16 protein-coding genes are annotated in these 16411 nt (G+C 69.2%); 5 read left to right on the forward strand and 11 right to left on the reverse strand.

Going from position 1 to position 16411, the window contains the following annotated elements; genetic code table 11:
* Positions 1–57: 57 nt before the first annotated feature.
* Positions 58–1950 carry an alpha-L-fucosidase gene (locus ACWFRJ_RS13440; protein WP_453528540.1) on the reverse strand — a complete coding sequence of 631 codons (1893 nt, stop codon included), beginning with the start codon at positions 1948–1950 and terminating at the stop codon, positions 58–60.
* Positions 1951–2363: 413 nt separating this feature from the next.
* On the opposite strand from ACWFRJ_RS13440, the gene ACWFRJ_RS13445 reads away from it, so the two are divergent.
* Positions 2364–3029 (forward strand): response regulator, encoded by a 666-nt coding sequence (locus tag ACWFRJ_RS13445; RefSeq protein ID WP_453528543.1) that lies wholly within the window; start codon positions 2364–2366, stop codon positions 3027–3029.
* 67 nt (positions 3030–3096) lie between these two features.
* Here ACWFRJ_RS13445 and ACWFRJ_RS13450 read toward each other — a convergent pair whose 3' ends face one another.
* The 9 genes from ACWFRJ_RS13450 to ACWFRJ_RS13490 all read right to left on the reverse strand — a co-directional run bounded on the left by ACWFRJ_RS13450 (position 3097) and on the right by ACWFRJ_RS13490 (position 10200).
* Positions 3097–3903, reverse strand: coding sequence for a cyclase family protein (locus ACWFRJ_RS13450; RefSeq protein WP_453528546.1), 807 nt, complete (start codon positions 3901–3903; stop codon positions 3097–3099).
* Positions 3904–3953: 50 nt separating this feature from the next.
* Positions 3954–4946: a carbohydrate kinase family protein gene (locus ACWFRJ_RS13455; RefSeq protein ID WP_453528548.1), complete on the reverse strand. Its 993-nt coding sequence runs from the start codon at positions 4944–4946 to the stop codon at positions 3954–3956.
* A gap of 7 nt (positions 4947–4953) precedes the next feature.
* On the reverse strand, positions 4954–5397 hold the full coding sequence (locus ACWFRJ_RS13460; protein WP_453528551.1) for an SRPBCC family protein: 444 nt from the start codon (positions 5395–5397) through the stop codon (positions 4954–4956).
* A gap of 4 nt (positions 5398–5401) precedes the next feature.
* Positions 5402–5656 carry an acyl carrier protein gene (locus tag ACWFRJ_RS13465; protein ID WP_453529633.1) on the reverse strand — a complete coding sequence of 85 codons (255 nt, stop codon included), beginning with the start codon at positions 5654–5656 and terminating at the stop codon, positions 5402–5404.
* Between the two features lie 81 nt (positions 5657–5737).
* Positions 5738–6166: a holo-ACP synthase gene (acpS, locus tag ACWFRJ_RS13470; protein ID WP_453528554.1), complete on the reverse strand. Its 429-nt coding sequence runs from the start codon at positions 6164–6166 to the stop codon at positions 5738–5740.
* Entirely contained in the window at positions 6145–7386 is a 1242-nt protein-coding gene (locus tag ACWFRJ_RS13475; protein WP_453528557.1) for a beta-ketoacyl-[acyl-carrier-protein] synthase family protein, read from the reverse strand. The genes acpS and ACWFRJ_RS13475 overlap by 22 nt, the downstream gene beginning before the upstream one ends.
* Complete coding sequence (locus ACWFRJ_RS13480) at positions 7383–8687, reverse strand: beta-ketoacyl-[acyl-carrier-protein] synthase family protein (RefSeq protein WP_453528560.1); 1305 nt, start codon at positions 8685–8687, stop codon at positions 7383–7385. The genes ACWFRJ_RS13475 and ACWFRJ_RS13480 overlap by 4 nt, the downstream gene beginning before the upstream one ends.
* Positions 8687–9769 carry a methyltransferase domain-containing protein gene (locus ACWFRJ_RS13485; RefSeq protein WP_453528563.1) on the reverse strand — a complete coding sequence of 361 codons (1083 nt, stop codon included), beginning with the start codon at positions 9767–9769 and terminating at the stop codon, positions 8687–8689. The genes ACWFRJ_RS13480 and ACWFRJ_RS13485 overlap by 1 nt, the downstream gene beginning before the upstream one ends.
* The gene (locus ACWFRJ_RS13490) at positions 9766–10200 is read right to left on the reverse strand and encodes a cupin domain-containing protein (protein ID WP_453528566.1); all 435 of its coding nucleotides are present in this window, start codon (positions 10198–10200) and stop codon (positions 9766–9768) included. The genes ACWFRJ_RS13485 and ACWFRJ_RS13490 overlap by 4 nt, the downstream gene beginning before the upstream one ends.
* A gap of 232 nt (positions 10201–10432) precedes the next feature.
* Here ACWFRJ_RS13490 and ACWFRJ_RS13495 point away from each other — a divergent pair, with 232 nt between their 5' ends.
* Positions 10433–10846: a hypothetical protein gene (locus ACWFRJ_RS13495; protein ID WP_453528569.1), complete on the forward strand. Its 414-nt coding sequence runs from the start codon at positions 10433–10435 to the stop codon at positions 10844–10846.
* Here ACWFRJ_RS13495 and ACWFRJ_RS13500 read toward each other — a convergent pair.
* On the reverse strand, positions 10815–11192 hold the full coding sequence (locus ACWFRJ_RS13500) for a winged helix-turn-helix transcriptional regulator (RefSeq protein WP_453528571.1): 378 nt from the start codon (positions 11190–11192) through the stop codon (positions 10815–10817). The genes ACWFRJ_RS13495 and ACWFRJ_RS13500 overlap by 32 nt on opposite strands.
* 182 nt (positions 11193–11374) lie before the next feature.
* Here ACWFRJ_RS13500 and ACWFRJ_RS13505 point away from each other — a divergent pair, with 182 nt between their 5' ends.
* From ACWFRJ_RS13505 to ACWFRJ_RS13515, 3 genes are all read left to right on the forward strand, one after another.
* Complete coding sequence (locus tag ACWFRJ_RS13505; protein WP_453528574.1) at positions 11375–13594, forward strand: alpha-N-acetylglucosaminidase; 2220 nt, start codon at positions 11375–11377, stop codon at positions 13592–13594.
* 149 nt (positions 13595–13743) lie between these two features.
* Positions 13744–14589 (forward strand): chitosanase, encoded by an 846-nt coding sequence (locus ACWFRJ_RS13510; protein WP_453528577.1) that lies wholly within the window; start codon positions 13744–13746, stop codon positions 14587–14589.
* A 114-nt stretch (positions 14590–14703) separates the two neighbouring features.
* Positions 14704–15348 carry a LysE family translocator gene (locus ACWFRJ_RS13515; RefSeq protein WP_453528580.1) on the forward strand — a complete coding sequence of 215 codons (645 nt, stop codon included), beginning with the start codon at positions 14704–14706 and terminating at the stop codon, positions 15346–15348.
* Positions 15349–16411: the final 1063 nt, after the last annotated feature.

The raw sequence follows: 16411 nt of genomic DNA on the forward strand, positions 1-16411 counted from the left end.
CGACAGCGGAGGCCCCAAGTCCTGACTCCGCAGGACTTGGGGCCCGACCGCCTGAGGTCAGTGGGCGTACAGCTGGGTCGCCGGGACGATCCGCTGTTCCTGGCCGGGGCTGGACCAGAGCAGCTTCATGTGGGCCTCGCCGGTCTGTTCCGCGTACTCGACCTTGATCGAGTGCCGCTTCCCTGCGGTGAGGGCGACCTGAGCCTTGTCGATCTTCGGCTCGTGCGGCGTCCAGGAGTCGATGACCAGCTTGCCGTCGATCCACACCCGTGCCATGTCGTCCGAGACGGTCGTCAGGGTGTAGGTCTCCGAGCGGCGCGGCTCCAGGCTGCCGCTCCAGCGGATGCTGAACTTGTCGGAGGGGATGCTCGCGGCCGGTGAACCCTCGTACTTCCAGGCGTGGTTGAGGGTGCGGTCGGTGCGGGTGATCTTCGGAGTGCCGGTCAGGTCCGCGTTGTCGAAGATCTCCTGCTTCAGGCCCTTGCCCTTGCCGGGGCGGGCCGTCGGGCCCGGGTCCACCTTCAGCTCGATGACCGTGGCGGTGTCGTTGGTCGCCCCGCCGGACGGCTTCACGTCGATGCCGTCGCCGGACTTGGTGACCGTCACCTTCTGGCCGCTGCCGAGCACGCGTGCCGCCGTGACCTCAAAGGCGGTACGTGCCTTCAGATGCAGGGCGGCACCGGACGCGGGCCACTGGGTGACCGCCGCGTACAGCTTGTCGCCCTTGCGGCTGACCGAGCCCCAGGACGGCTCCTCGACGAGTCCGCCGTAGCGCGCGCCGAACACCGCGTCGCCCTGGCCCGACGTACGCAGCCAGTCGCCCATCTGCTTCAGGCGGTCGACGGAGGGCTGCGGGACGCGGCCGCGGGCGTCGGGGCCGACGTTCAGGAGGTAGTTGCCGCTGCGGGACGTCGTGGAGAGGAGGTTCCTGACCAGGGTGGACGAAGATTTCCAGTCCGTGTCGTAGCGGGCGAAGCCCCAGTGGCCGTTGAGGGTCATGCAGGACTCCCAGAGCTGGCCGTCGACCGGTGCGCCGGGGATCTCCTGCTCGGGGGTGCCGTAGTCGCCGTCGACCACGCGGCGCTTGCCGACGCGGTTGTTGATGACCAGGTCCGGGTCGAGGCCGCGGAGGTAGGCCTCGAGGTTCTCGCCGTCCTTCGCCGTCCAGGGGTTGTGGGGCTTGTCCGTGTCCCACTCGCCGTCGAACCACAGGAGCGCCGGGTCGTAGTTGTCGACCAGCTCCTTGAGCTGGGCGCGCATCCGCTTCTCGTACTTGGGGAAGGTGGCCGGGTCCGGGAAGTCCGGGTCGTGCCAGTCCCAGATCGAGTAGTAGAAGCCGAGCTTGAGGCCCGCGTCGTCCGATGCCTTCTTCAGCTCGGCGAGGATGTCGCGCTTCTTGTCGAAGGACGAGTGGTCGCGCAGGTTCCAGTCGTTGACCTTCGTGGGCCACATCGCGTACCCCTCGTGGTGCTTCGAGGTGATGACGATGTAGCGCATTCCGGCGTCCTTGGCCGCCTTGACCACGGCCTTCGCGTCGAAGTCGGCCGGGTTGAACGTCGCGGCCTGCTTCTCGTACTCGGCCTTCGGGATGTCGCACTGGCGCTGGATCCACTCGGCGTCACGGCAGAGCGAGCCATCGGCCTTCTTGTACTCGCCCTCCAGGTTGGAGTAAGCGCCGAAGTGGATGAACATGCCGAAGCGGTCCTGCCGGAACCAGTTGGTGCGGTCGGCGGTGAAGGGGTCGTCGGCCGCGTGGTCGGTTCCCGGGCCGGCGGCTTCGGTTGCAGCTGCGGCTTCGGTTACAGCTGCGGATGCGGATGCGGATGCGGATGCGGGGGGTTCCGTCGGGGCCGCCACCGCTGCGGGGACGGCGGTGGCGGCGAGGGCCGAGGCGAGGAGCAGGGCTATCCCGGCGACTCTTCGCCGGGTGCGGCTGAACTGTGTGCGCATGGGGGCGGCTCCCTGAGGTTGACGGGTCGCTCGGGAACGTAGGGTCGAATACATCGGATGTCAATGCGCCCAACTGAGCCCGATGGGGCTGATGTTGGCGGGATCATGCGACATCGCTCCGATGACTGGGGATACGCCACCTCGGAGGCGCCCACACCGCGCGGCCCTACTGATTTCCATCGAATTCCGATCAGCGCGCGAAAGGAATCTGTGACTCCAACAAACCACCGAGCAACGCCGATCCGATAATTTACTATTCACCGAAAGAGACTTTGCGAGAGGGGTGTAGCATCACCTCAGGCAGATAATTCGTCGACGATGAAAATCAGCCAACGGGGGCGCGGAGCACAACACTTGATGTCCCTCTGTTCTGATCTTTCACAGTCGTGAATGCGGAACCCTGGGGGATATCAGTGTCATCGATAAAGATCCTGCTCGTCGACAGCGAACAACTCGTGCTCGAAGGTTTCCGAAAGCTTCTGGACGGCTTTACGGAATTCTCCGTGGTGTCCATCGCCCATGACGCCGCCGCGGCGGTGGAGCATTTACGCGGGCACCGCCCGCAGATCGTCGTGATGGGGCTCGGCGTGCCCGGAACGGGCGGTGTGGACGCGATTCGGGCCATTCGCCGGGAGTCCGGCCACGTGCGCATCGTCATCCTCTCCTCCAACCAGCAGCCGGTCTATATGCGAGAGGCCTTCGTGGCCGGCGCCAACGCCTACCTCTCCCGCAGCATCGACGCGGACGAACTGCACGGCACGCTCCTCGCCGTACACCGCGACGGCGCCGCGTTCACCGCGGCCACCGCGGGGCCGATCCTGCAGCTCATGGCGGGCCGCCACCGCGGCGACGACGCGGCGCTCTCGACACTGACCGAGCGCGAGCGGCAGATCCTGTCCCTGGTCGCCGACGACCACGAGACCGCCTGCATCGCCACTGCCCTAGGCATTCGCCCGAAGACCGTGCGCAACTATCTGAGCCGTATCTACGCCAAATTGGGCACCCCCAACCGCGTACAGACCGTCCTGTACGCGAAACGCTCTCTGGGCCACCAAGGCGGACTCGTGACGGACCCGTGACGCACGGGTCCGTCATCTTCCTGACACCACACAGGGACAGCATTCCATTGCCCGTGCAATTGCCCATTCAATGTACGTCGGCCACCGCCCTGCACCATGCCGCGCCCGCGTCGGCAAGGGCTATGGGGAAGGCCATGAAGGTGAACGAGCCGCCTTGCGGGAGATCCCGCAATCGGGCCAGGCCCTCAATCTGGATGAACTCCCGTTTCCTGCCGTGGAGATGCGTGGGCCACAGAGCCGCGGGGTCACGCGTTCCGTAGAAGGACTCCACCATCGCTCGGGCGGGGCCGTCGAAACTCCAGCAGTCCGTGCCGAGCACCTTCACGCCGAGATCCAGCAGATGGTCGACGGCCTCGGGGGTGATGGCGGTGGACTCCGTGTAGTACGCGGGAGTGCCCAGACGCAGATCCGAGTCGGTGCGGAAGAGCACCACCGTCCCAGGGCCGACCGCCGCACCGGCCGCGTGCAGCGCCTCCTTCACGTCCGATGCCGTGACGCGTCCCCCGCACTCCCGTACGTCGAGGACGACGCCGGGCCCGCGGAACCAGTCGAGCGGCAGGTCGAGGACCTTCTTCGCGGGCCTGCCCGCGCACTCGGGGCCGTAGTGGAAGGGCGCGTCCACGTGCGTGCCCTGGTGCACGGACATCCGGTAGAACTCGTTGGAGAGGAAGCAGCCGCCGGGCAGGTCGCGTGCGTGCAGGCGCCTGGCCCCGGTCAGCCAGCGCAAGTAGTTGCGCCGCCGGTCCTTGCGGCTGTCCCCCGGTAACGCCCGGATCCTGCGCGACAGGTGGCGTATGCCGTCCCGGTGGAGCCATTGCTCGAACTCGACGCCGGGCGCACGGCGGCTGATGGGGATGCTCAGGTCTACGTACATGGTCGGGTTTCCCTCTCTGTCGGTGACGTCTCACGCCTGTCGGTGACGTCTCACGCGGCGTAGGTGACCAGACGGCGGATCGACACCGCCGCCGTGTGGCCGTACGCCTCCCGGACCCGGTTGAGGAGGCGTCGTACGTCCATCGCGTACTCCTGTGTCCCGGTCGTCTCCAGCGCGAACGAGGCCATTACGCAACCCAGTTGGGCGGCGCGCTCGTGCGGCGCCCCCTTGGTGAACCCGGCGAGGAAGCCCGCCCGGAACGCGTCCCCCGCCCCGCTCGGCTCGGCCACGGTGACCGAGCCGAGGGAGGGGACGAGGGACGGCTCATGGCCGAAGCGCTCGATCCGCGCCCCGGCGGGACCGAGCGTGGTCACCCACGCTCCGACCCGGCCGAGGATCTGCGGACGGGTCAGGCCGGTGGACTCCCTCAGCCGCACCGATTCGTCCTCGTCGGTGAAGAGGCAACTCGCCCCGGAGATGAGGTACTTGAGGTCCGCGCGGTCCATCTCACCGATCTGCCAGGAAGGGTGGGCCACGAACGGCAGCCCCAGCGCCCGGCACTCCTCGGTGTGCCGGAGCATCGCGGACCGCTCGCCCGGCGCGACCACCACCAGCCCCAGACCACCGGCGCGCTCCGCGACGGAACGCAGCGAGGGAAGCGAGTCAGCGGCGGCGGCCCGCATGGCACCCGGCCGGAAGGTGCTCACCCGCTCCCCCTCGATGTCGGTCGTGCACACGTGGCGCGCGGTGTGCTCACCCGGCACGACGAGGACGGATTCGGTGTCGACCCCGTGCTGCTTGAGCCACACCTGGTAGTCGGCGAAGTCGGAGCCGACCGCACCGACCAGGACCGGATCGAGACCGAGCCTGCCGAGGCCGAAGGCGATGTTGGCACCGCCCCCGCCCCGGCGTATCTCGAGCCGCTCGGCGAGGAAGGCCAGGGACGCGGCGTGCAGCCTGCCCCCGACCAACCGCTCCGGGAACCGGCCCGGAAAGGTCATGAGGTGGTCCATCGCGATGACCCCCGTGACGGCGATGGGCACGGAGAACTCAGACCCCGGACTCGATCTTCCGCTTGATGCCCGCCTGGTTCTGCCGGGTGTGCAGCTGCATGCGCTCCACGACGGTCGGCAGCGGGACATCAAAGCCTTCATCGACCTCGAAGTCCTGGACCCAGGTCATCAAGGTCCCCTCGGGCACCTGCTGATAGCTCCACTTGAGGTGCATGTAGCGGAACGGGAAGAGCGGATCGCGCCGCTCGGCGACCGCCGTCAGCTCACGGTGGTCCAGGAGCCGCCAGGAACTCCAGGTCGAGCCCTCGGGGTTGGTCAGCTCGAAGAGGATCTCGGTCCAGCGCCCCTCGCGCTCCTCGGAGACCACCTTGGCGTGGTTGTACTCGTCGAAGAGGTCGGGCCAGCGGCCGATGTCGTTGGTGACCTCGAAGACGCGCTGGGCGTCCGCCTCGATGACGACGCTGTTCTCGATCCTGGGCATCGTCTCAGCTCCCCACCGCGGCGACGCCGGCCGACAGCAGGCGCTCCACACAGTCGACGAGGTCACCGAAGGTGCGGAAGCCGCCCTCGGCGTCGGCGTCGATGCTGACGCCGAAGTGCTGTTCGAGGGCGACGACGACCTCGACCAGCTCGGTCGAGTCGATGTCGAGGTCCTCTGCCAGGCGCTGATCGTCGGTCAGCTCCTCGTTCTTGAAGCCGGCACCGCGCATGACGGTGACCACGTTCTCGCGGATGTCCATGGAACTCACTTACTCCTTCAGGTAATTGGTGTTGAGCTGGTGCGACGGTGATGGCCAGTCGGCGATCGCGATCGCCACCGCTCAGTCGGCGACCGCGATCGCCACCGCCACGCCCGCCTCGTGCGAGATGCTCACGTGAAGGCCGCTGTAGCCCGCGCGCCGGAACGCCTCGTCGGCCCGGCCGACAAGGCGGGGCACCGGTGCGCCCGACGCGTCGCGGCCGATCTCGACGTCGCGCCAGGCAAGGCCTTCGCCGTAGCCGCCGAGCGCCTTGCGCACGGCCTCCTTGGCGGCCAGGCGGCCCGCCATGCGGTACGCACGGTGGCGGGGCGACGCGTCGTCGCACAGGGCCTGTTCATTGACCGTGAAGAGCCGCTCCAGGAGCCGCTGTCCACGCCGTTCGGCCATGGCGCGCAGGCGTTCCACGTCGACGATGTCGATGCCCACCGCGCGGATGCCGACCGACTGGGGCACAACTGCCCGCGCTGTCAACGCCTCAGCAACAGACATGCGTTGACACCTCCAAGGCCACGTGAGACCACCAGCGTGTGCTCGCATTCGGCCGCGGGGCGCGCTTGCCCCGTGACCAGGTCGAGGTCGATGCCGGGAGCCCGGCAGTCCAGGTTCACGGTCGGCGGGATCACCCCGTCGCGCATCGCCCGCAGAGCGAGCGCCGCGTCGGCGGGCGCGGCCGCCCCCAAGAGATGGCCGAACCCGGACTTGGGTGCGGTGACCGGGAGTTGGCGTGCGGTGGCGGAGCCGAACGCCTCGTGCAGCGCGTACCCCTCCGTCACGTCCTCGAAGGGGATGCCCGAGCCGTGCGCGAAGACCGCTCCGATGTCGCCGCCGGAGATCCCGGCGCGTTCCGTCGCGGACCGCATGGCGCGGCCGAGTACCTCTCCGGTCGGTTCGACCGTGTAGTACGGCATGTAGCCGTCGGTGCTCACGCCCCAGCCTGCAAGCTCGCCCAGGATCCGCGCGCCGCGCCGCTCGGCGTGCTCACGCCGCTCCATGACGAGGAACACTGCTCCCTCGCCGAAGACGCTGCCGCCGTGGCCCGCGTCGAACGGCCGGTACAGCTCGTGCGGCGCGAGCGAGCCACGTGACTTGGCGCCGAGCCCGCTGGTCTCCATGCAGAGCCAGCCGTACGGCGAAAGGGGCGCCTCCACGCCGCCCGCGATCACGACGTCCGCGCGGTCGCGCAGGAGCGCCTCGGCCCCGCCGATCAGCGCGTACGCACCGCTGGCCCGGTCGGCGACGAACGTGCGCGCCGGGCCCTTGATCCCCTGGTCGATGCAGATGTTGCCCTGCGGCGCCGCAGGGAACCAGGCGGTCGCCTGATAGGGGCTGACCGCGCGCGGCCCGTCGGTCCACAGGTGGCGCAGCTCGCGCTCGGCGAACTCCCAGCCGCCCAGGATGTTGCCGACCATGACGCCGGTGCGTTCGGCCGATGCCTCTTCGCCCACGGTGACGCGGGCGTCCGCGAGGGCCTGGCGCACGGCGTGCACGGACAGGTGCGTGAAGCGGTCGGTGCGCTTGACGAAACGGGACGGCAGTTCCGCCTCGGCGTCGAAGTCCGACTGTCCTGCCGCCGAAGTGGCGTACTCCGAGGCGTCGAAGCGGTCGATGGCGGTGACCTGTGGGATGCCTGCGCGCGCACTGTCCCAGAGCGGGTCGATGCCGATGCCCGCGGGCGTGACCGCGCCGATTCCGGTGATGACGATACTCATCGGCGCGCACCTTCCCGTACGGCCCGCGTGACGAGCGCGGCGTGCAGCCCCGCGAATCCGCTGGCGCCCTTGAGGATCGCCTCGCCGTGCCACGGGCGGCCTTCGCCCGGGACGTAGTCGAGGTCGCAAGTGGGGTCGGGATTCTCGTAGTTGGCGGTCGGATGGACGAAGGAGTGCTTGCCCGCGAGGGCGCAGAGCACGATCTCCATGGCGCTCGCAGCGGACAGGGCGTGGCCGACCATCGACTTCGCCGAGTTCACCGGGATCTCGTGGGCCCGCTCGCCGAGGGCGAGCTTGAGGGCGCTTGTCTCGCAGGTGTCGTTCTGCGGCGTCGAGCTGCCGTGCGAGCTGACGTGGTCGATGTCCTCCGGACGCAGGCCGGCCTCCGCTACGGCCTGTGTCATGGCGCGGGTCAGATCCTCGCCGTCGGAGAGCAGGTCGGTCATGTGCGCCGCGTTGGAGGTGTTCGAGAACCCGTCGACCGTCAGGTACGGCGTGGCTCCCCTGCGCTCCGCGTGCTCACGCGACTCCAGTACGACCACTCCGCAGCCCTCGCCGAGCACGAAGCCGTCACGGCCCGCGTCGTATGGGCGTGACGCCGCCTCGGGACGGTCGCCGTGGGAGCGCGAGAGGCAGTTGATGATCTCGAAGGACGCCACCGTCACCGGAGTGATGGGCGCCTCCGTGGCCCCCGCGATCATCACGTCCGCCTCCCCGTGGCGGATCGCCTCGAAGGCGTGGCCGACCGCGTCGACGCCGCCGATGCAGCCGGTCGACAGGGTGACGCACGGGCCCTGCATGCCGAAGAGCGCCGAGAGGATCGTGCCCGGGGTGTTCGACATGGACGCGAGGTACAGGTCGCGGCCCGCCTTGGCCGGGTCGATGGGCCCCCGCCCCTCGTCGGTGACCCGCAGGAACTCCTCCTCCATCTTCGGGGTGCCGCAGACCGCCGTGGACAGCGAGAGTCCGGCGCGCTCCGGTTCGTACGTGCCCGGGGCGAGCCCCGCGTCCCGTACGGCCTGGTAGGCGGCCGCGACGGCGAACTGCGTGTACCGGTCGAGCCTTTGCACCTCGGGCGGGAGGCCCGGTATCTGCTCCTCGAATCCGGAGACCTCAGCGATCGAGTCCGACACGAAGTCGAAGCCTTTGAAGAGCGCCGAACTCGTGATGTCGGAAAGAGGTTTCGTCACGCTCCTTCCCCCGGAGATCGTTTCCCATAACGCTTCTGTTCCTATCCCGGCCGGACTTACCACGCCCAAACCGGTGACCACCACTTCTTGCACGTGAACCACGTGAACCACTAACGCCTTTCTCCTGTGAGGACGGTGATGAGGCCGGATGTGACGGACTCCTTTGCCGTCACCCCGTATTTCTGCATGACCGCGCGGTACGCGGATTCCTCCTGGATCCCGCCCGCCTCGGTGTTCACCAGGAGGCTGAGCGCGATCATCGAGCGGTGCGGGGCGGGCTTCCCCGGCGCCTGACGCATGACGTCGACGACCAGCAGGGTGCCGCCGGGACGCAGCAGCCGTGCGCACTCCTGTACGAGGCGCTCCGTCGCGTCAGGGCCCACGAAGCGCCCCAGGTGCGACAGGACGACGGTGTCGAAACAGCCGTCGGGGAAGGGCGCCTTGGTGAAGTCGCCCGCGTAGTCCCTGGTCAAGTCGGCGGGGACGAAGCGGAACCGTTCCGCGACGCCGAACTCCGCCGCCCGCTCGCGTGCGGTGTTCAGCAGCTCCGGGGAGTCATGGGCCACCACCCTCGCCTCGGGGTCGGCGGCGGCCAGGGCGATGCCCCACTCGCCGGAACCCGCAGCGAAGTCCAGGACACGCCCCGCCTCCCCCGGCAGCGGGAGCCCTCGCAGGGAGAGCTCCCGCACCACGTGGAAGGCGGCGCGCACCGACACCGGGAACATCCCGGCGAACATCCCCGGGTACAGGCCCCGGCTCTCCGGAGCCCCCAGCTCTCCGCCGCCGTGCCCGCCGGCCCGCACCAGTTCGGTGAGGCCGCTCCACTGGTCCCACTCCGCGAGTACGTCGTCGAAGTGCCGGCCGAGGTAGCCGCGGCCGCCCTCGACCAGATAGGCGCGGGACAGGTCGGTGAGCGTCCAGCTCTCCTCGGCGCCGCCCGTGACCAGGCCGAACTCCTCGAGCGCCGCGAGCAGCAGGCGTAGCGCCTCGGTGTCGCATGCCAGCTCGGCGGCGAGGCCGTGGGTGCCGCGCGGGCCCCGGACGAGGCCGGTGAACACGCCGAGGTCCAGGGCCGTGCCGAGCACCCTGGCGCGGGCGAAGCCGAAGTTCAGGGCGAGGAGCGGGCCGGGGTCCGGTCCGTCCTCGTACGGAGCGAGGGCGCGGCTGGGGGCCGCGGCCGTCGGGGCACTCACTTGCCGCCCTCCAGGAGGCTCACGTACTCGGGGTTCTGGGTGTACTCGTACGGGTCCTCGGAGAGGAAGACGTTCCGTACCGGGGGCCGCTCGCAGGGCGCCACGACCAGGAACCGGCAGGTCTGGTCCGGCCCCGTGACGAAGCCGTGGGGCTCGTTACGGGGAATGAAGACGGCGTCGCCGGGGCCGACTTCCTCGGTCTTTCCGAGCTCGGGCATGACGAGTCCCATCGAGCCTTCGAGCACATAGATCTCGTGCTCCCACTCGTGGTAATGCGGCGGTGTGGAGCCGTTGGGCGAGACCTCGAATTCGGTGAGGACGAAGCGGTCGGCGCCGTCCGGTGTGTCGATGAGCTTCCGGTGGGTGGTCTCTTTCGCTCCCGGCTCGCGGACTATTTCAGCCTTGACCGCGGTCCTGTGTACGCGCTTCATTTACGGCCTCTCTCGGGATTCTCTCCGGATGGGGGCGCTTTCGACTGCGCCGAAATCGAAAGTAGGTCAGCGCCGGTGGGCTCATCTATGGGCATAGACCGCCTCTGACGTCGGGACATGGAGCCGGACTTGCCTGGGATGCGGGCCCACGGGGGTGGGACAAAGTCCCGGTGCCTGGGCTAGGCTCCGAAGAGCGCTTCGGAAATCGAAGCAGACAGGGAGAGCGGTACTGATGAGCCTCGACATACGTGACTTACTGGCACCCGACGTGCCCGAACGGACCCGGCTCCTGCTCGCGAGGGAGGTCGTCTTCCACAGCCCGGTCGCCGACTACAGCGGGCGGGACGACGTGGCGCACCTGTTCCCGAAGATCGGGCAGTGCCTGACGGGGATCGAACCGCTGGGGGAGTTCACCGATCCGGGGATGGCTGGGCAGGGGCAGCCAGGGCAGGGGCAGCAGTGCGTGACGACCTTCACGGGCAAGGTGGGTGCGGAGTCCGTGTACGGCACGTTCGTGCAACAGGCAGACGCTGAGGGTCAGTTGACGGAGGCGACCTTGCTGCTCCGGCCGCTCAGCACGCTGACGACCGCCGTCCAGCAGATGCGTGACGCTCTCATCGCCGATCCTCTGCCGAGTCGGCGTTGACGTCCTTACTGGCCTCCTTGCCGACCTCCGTCGCCCAGCGTCCGGCCCAGGCGTCCAGGGGGCGCAGGGCCTCGTGGGCCTCGCGGCCGAGCTCGGTCAGGGCGTAGGAGCTGTCGGGCAGCTGCCGCACCAGGCGGGCTTCGAGCAGCTCGGTCAGGCGCTGGCGCAGCACACTGGACGACATCGCGTCGCACCGCTCCTGCAGTGCGCGGAACCCCAGCGGCTCGGCCCGCAACTCCCAGACGATCCGCAGGCTCCAGCGCCGCCCGAACAGGTCGAGGGCGGCCATCAGAGGGCGTCCCGTGGTGGAGGCGCGGGTCGGCTTGCCGGGCAGGGGTGCGGTCATCCGCTGACGCTAACACCGGGACTTCGGGCGTCGGAGCTGTGCGGGAGCGGTGCAGGACGACCGGGGTTCATCTGGCCAGGGCATCTTGACCATGGTTCGTGGGCGGTTCATCGTGGTGCGCCGTCCAGCACTGCCCGGGCGCCCGCCCGGGCATCGCCGAACCGGGAGGGTATCCCCACGTCATGCCCCTTGCCCGCCGCACCTTCCTCACCGCCATCGCCGGAACGACCGGCGCCGCCGTCGCCTGTTCCGGATCCACCGCCGACGGCGCACCGGTCTCCGGTGCACCTTCGGCCTCCGGATCGCCCGCCACCTCCGACTCGCCCGCGGTCGAGGCCGCCGGGCGTCTGCTGCCCCGGCACTTCAAGCAGCTGACGTTCAGAACCGCGGGCCCCGCCGACGCCTTCCAGGTCTCCGGGCGGCGCGGACACATCACCATCACCGGACCGACTCCAGCCGTCCAACTAACAGGCCTACGGCACTACTTGAAGCACACCGCGCACGCGAACATCACCTGGGCCGGCGACCAACTGGACCTGCCCGACCGGCTCCCCGGCCTCGCCGAGCCGGTGACCGGACGCGCCAACGCCCCGCACCGCTTCGTCCTCAACGACACGAACGACGGCTACACAGGGGCGTACAACGACTGGTCGTACTGGGAGCACGAGATCGACGTGCTCGCGCTGCACGGCTACAACGAAGTGCTCGTGTACGTCGGCGCCGACGCCCTGTACCACCGCGTGTTCCAGGAGTTCGGTTACTCCGATGGCGAGCTGCGCGAGTGGATCCCGGCCCCGGCACACCAGCCGTGGTGGCTGCTCCAGAACATGTCCGCCTTCCCGTACCCCGTCTCGCGTCAACTCCTCACCCAACGGGCTGCGTTGGGACGTCGCATCGCGGACCGGCTGCGCGACCTCGGTATGACGCCGGTACTCCCCGGCTACTTCGGCACGGTGCCGCCCGGCTTCGCGGCGAAGAATCCCGGCGCGAGGACCGTGCCGCAGGGCGACTGGGTCGGCTTCGCACGGCCCGACTGGCTGGACCCGCGCACCGAGGCGTTCAGGCGGGTGGCCGCCGCCTTCTACCAGGCCCAGGACGAACTGTTCGGTGCCTCAACGATGTACAAGATGGACCTCCTCCACGAGGGCGGAAAACCGGGCGACGTACCGGTCCCGGATGCGGCCAAGGCCGTCGAGAAGACCCTCCAGGCCGCGCACCCCGGCGCCACCTGGGTGATCCTCGGCTGGCAGAGCAATCCGCCCAAGGCCATCGTCGACGCCGTCGACAAGTCCAGGATGCTGGTGGTCGACGGCCTCTCCGACCGCTTCCCGAAGGTCACCGACCGCGAGTCCGACTGGAACCGGACCCCGTACACCTTCGGCTCGATCTGGAACTTCGGCGGGCACACGACTCTCGGCGCCAACACCCCCGACTGGGCGGCGCTCTACGAGAAGTGGCGCACCAAGGAAGGCAGCATGCAGCGCGGCATCTCCCTGATGCCGGAGGCGGCCGACAACAACCCGGCCGCCTTCGAGCTCTTCTCCGAACTGGCCTGGCGGACGCGAGACTTGGATCTGGCGGCCTGGTTCGCCGACTGGTCCGTATCGCGGTACGGAGCGGCCGATCCGCACGCTGCCGCCGCCTGGGACATCCTGCGCCGCACCGCGTACGGCACGACTCGCGCCGACGAGTGGGCCGAGGGCGCGGACGGCCTCTTCGGCGCACGGCCCGACCTGTCGGCGAAGTCGGCGGCGGCCTGGTCACCGAAGGCGTTGCGGTACGAGCCGTCGGACTTCGAGCCCGCACTCGCCGAACTCTTGGCTGTGCGGCCCGGGTTGCGCGGGTCCTCCGCCTACCGACGTGACGTACTGGACGTCGCGCGCCAAGCACTCTCCAACCGCAGCCGGGTACTGCTCCCTCGGATCAAGCAGGCGTACGACGACGGGGACACCGCCCACTTCGACCGGCTGACCCGGGTCTGGCTCGACCTCATGGACCTGCTCGACAAGCTGGTGTCCACCGACTCCCGCCACCTGCTGGGCCGCTGGGTCGCCGACGCCCGCTCGTGGGGCGCCGACGCGAAGGAGCGGGACCGGCTCGCGTACGACCAACTGTCGCTGCTCACCGTGTGGGGCACGCGGTCCGGGGCGGACGCGGGGCTGCGCGACTACGCCAATCGCGAGTGGGCCGGACTCGTCGGTGGGCTCTACCGGCTGCGCTGGGAAACGTACTTCAAGGAGCTGCGGGCGGCACTCGGGGAAGGGCGCGCCCCGAAGGCCATCGACTGGTTCACCCTCGAAGACGGATGGATTCGTAACCCGGGGAAACTGGCCACCCGGCCGACCGGAGACACGTACAAAATCGCTGTTCAGGTGCGCGAACGGCTGACCGTGACACGGTAGCCGGTCGCTCCGGGACCTCCAAGATCACCAACTCGCCCTTCCTTGACGGGTATACGTCATCCGCAAACTCTGGTAGGAAACCTTCCTAACAGTACGCGGAAGAGCCCAAGCGTCATCGGAACGACGAACTCCCCCACCTTGGAGGCCCCGTGCCCACCCCCCATCGCGCCCCCGCACCCCGCACCCTCACCTCACGCCGCACCCTGCTCGCCTTCATCGGCGCCTCGCTCGTCGCGGGCCCGGTCATCGCGTCCCAGACGGCAGGCGCCGCCCCCACCCCCAGGGCTGGCGGACTCGACGATCCGGCGAAGAAGGAGATCGCCATGAAGATCGTCTGCAGCGCCGAGAACTCCGACCTCACCTGGAAGGAGTACTACCGCTACTGCGAGGACATAGGCGACGGCCGCGGCTACACCGCCGGGATCATCGGCTTCTGTTCAGGCACCGGCGACATGCTCGACCTGGTCGAGCTCTACACCCAGCGCAAGCCGAACAACGTCCTCGCCAAGTACCTGCCCGCGCTGCGCGAGGTGGACGGCACCGACTCCCACGACGGTCTCGACCCCAACTACAAGCGCGACTGGGAGAAGGCCGCCGAGGACCCCGAGTTCCAGAAGGCGCAGAACGACGAGCGTGACCGCGTCTACTTCAACCCGGCCGTCAAGCAGGGCAAGGCCGACGGCATCGGCGTCCTCGGGCAGTTCGCGTACTACGACGCGATCGTCATGCACGGCAACGGCGGCGACAGCACCAGCTTCGGCAGCATCCGCAAGCGCGCCCTCAACAAGGCAAAGCCGCCGTCGCAGGGCGGCGACGAGACGGCCTACCTGAACGCGTTCCTCGACGCGCGTGTCTGGGCGATGAAGCAGGAGGAGGCCCACAGCGACACCAGCCGCGTCGACACGGCACAGCGGGTGTTCCTGAAGAAGGGCAACCTGAACCTGAACACGCCGCTGGAGTGGAAGGTGTACGGGGACCCGTACCGGATCGGCTGAGCCGTCCGCATCGGCGCGGGGTGCTGTTGCCCCGCGCCGATGTAGCAGCGCTTACGTGTTGTGTGAAGAACTCTTCGCTGGTGCTTGACGGTGCCGCCGTTCGATCCTTGCTCCATGATCGGAATGAACGCGGTCCTCGGCGTCGCAGTGGTCTCTCTCGGCATGGTGCTCACGCCCGGCCCCAACATGATGTACCTCGTCTCACGGAGCATCACCCAGGGCAGGCGGGCCGGAGCGATCTCCCTGGCCGGGGTCGCCGTCGGATTCGTCGTCTATCTGACCGCCGCCAACCTCGGTCTGTCGGTGGTGTTCCTGGCGGTCCCCCAGCTGTACCTGGCCGTGAAGCTGGCGGGCGCCGGGTATCTGGCGTGGCTGGCCTGGAAGGCCCTGAAGCCGGGCGGCACCTCGGTCTTCACCCACCAGGAGCTTGCGCCCGACTCGCCTTGGCGGCTCTTCTCCATGGGAGCTCTCACGAACCTCCTGAACCCGAAGGTCGCCATCATGTACATCTCGCTGATACCGCAGTTCATCGACCCGGCGGCCGGTCACACTCTGGCGCAGGGCTTCGTGCTCGGCGGCATACAGATCTCCATCAGCCTGGCCGTGAACCTGGCCATCGTCATGGCGGCGGGCACCATCGCGGTGTTCCTGGCCCGCCGCCCGTCGTGGCTGCAGGTCCAGCGCTACGTGATGGGGACGGTACTCGGCGCCCTCGCGGTCAAACTGGCGACGGACCGGACGCCGGCTGCGGCCAGCTGAGACGGGGCTGTACCGAAGCGGCGTTCGGATTGGCGCCGGGGCCGTCCGGTTGACCCGAGATTGGCGGTTACGGGCCGGGCGTCAAGGGCGCTCCTACGTCGCGTCGGCTACGCCGATTCCGCTTCGCTCCACCCTTGACTCCCGTCCCTCCACCGCGCGAGGGAAGACATCCGGACGGCCCAGGGGCGGGACTCTCGGGACGGCTGCCTGGGGGCTTCGGCTTTGCTGCCGGGTGCGGACTGGTTCGTCGGGGGCGGCGGGGCGTGGGTGAGGTGCGCGGTTGCTGCGGGGGTGGGTGCGGGTCTCGTCAAGCGTCCGGCGACTGGTTCGTCAGGGGTGGCCGCCAGCGGATGAGGTGCGCGGCCGGTCGGGGGTGGGTGCCGGTTTCGTCAAGCGACTGCCGACTGGCTTGTCGGGGGTGGCCGCCAGGGGTAGCGCGTGTACCCACTCCGGGGTGAGTGCCGGTGTCGTCAGGCGGCTGCGGGCCGGATCTTCCGGGGTGAGCGTCGAGGGCGAGGCGTGCGATTGCTCCGGGGGCGGACGCCGGTTTCGGCTGGCGGCTGCCGGTCGGCTCGTCGGGGCGACCGTCAGGGGACGGGGGCGCGGGCGGGGGGGCGGTCCGTGGCGGCGGGGGCTGACTGGTACCCGACAGCCCGGCTGCCCGACGCGGGGAAGGGTGGTCCGGCGGCCGGTCGCAGAGCGGATTGCAGGGAAGTCCCACGATTTACGCCTCTGAGGGCCCGTACGGCGGGACTTTTCTGCAATCCGCGCGGAGGGGCACGGGCGGGGCACCTACTTTGGCGAAGTTGCGTTCGGGGAGAAGGGGGGCGCGCGGAGTGCGCGATGCGCCTCCCGGGAAAAGGTCCCGGACCCCCTGCCCCACCCCAGCCACCGATCACCAGGCGCCTCCCGCCAACACAGGCCACCGACACCGCCCCTACCCCGCCCGATCACGCCAGAAGACCCGATCAACAGCTGCTCGACGGCACACCGGGACCCAGCCCCGGAGCGATCGCGCGCCTCTCCCGAGCGACCGCACACCCGCTTCCCGACATGGCCGCCA

This window comes from Streptomyces sp. NPDC055239, assembly GCF_053606205.1.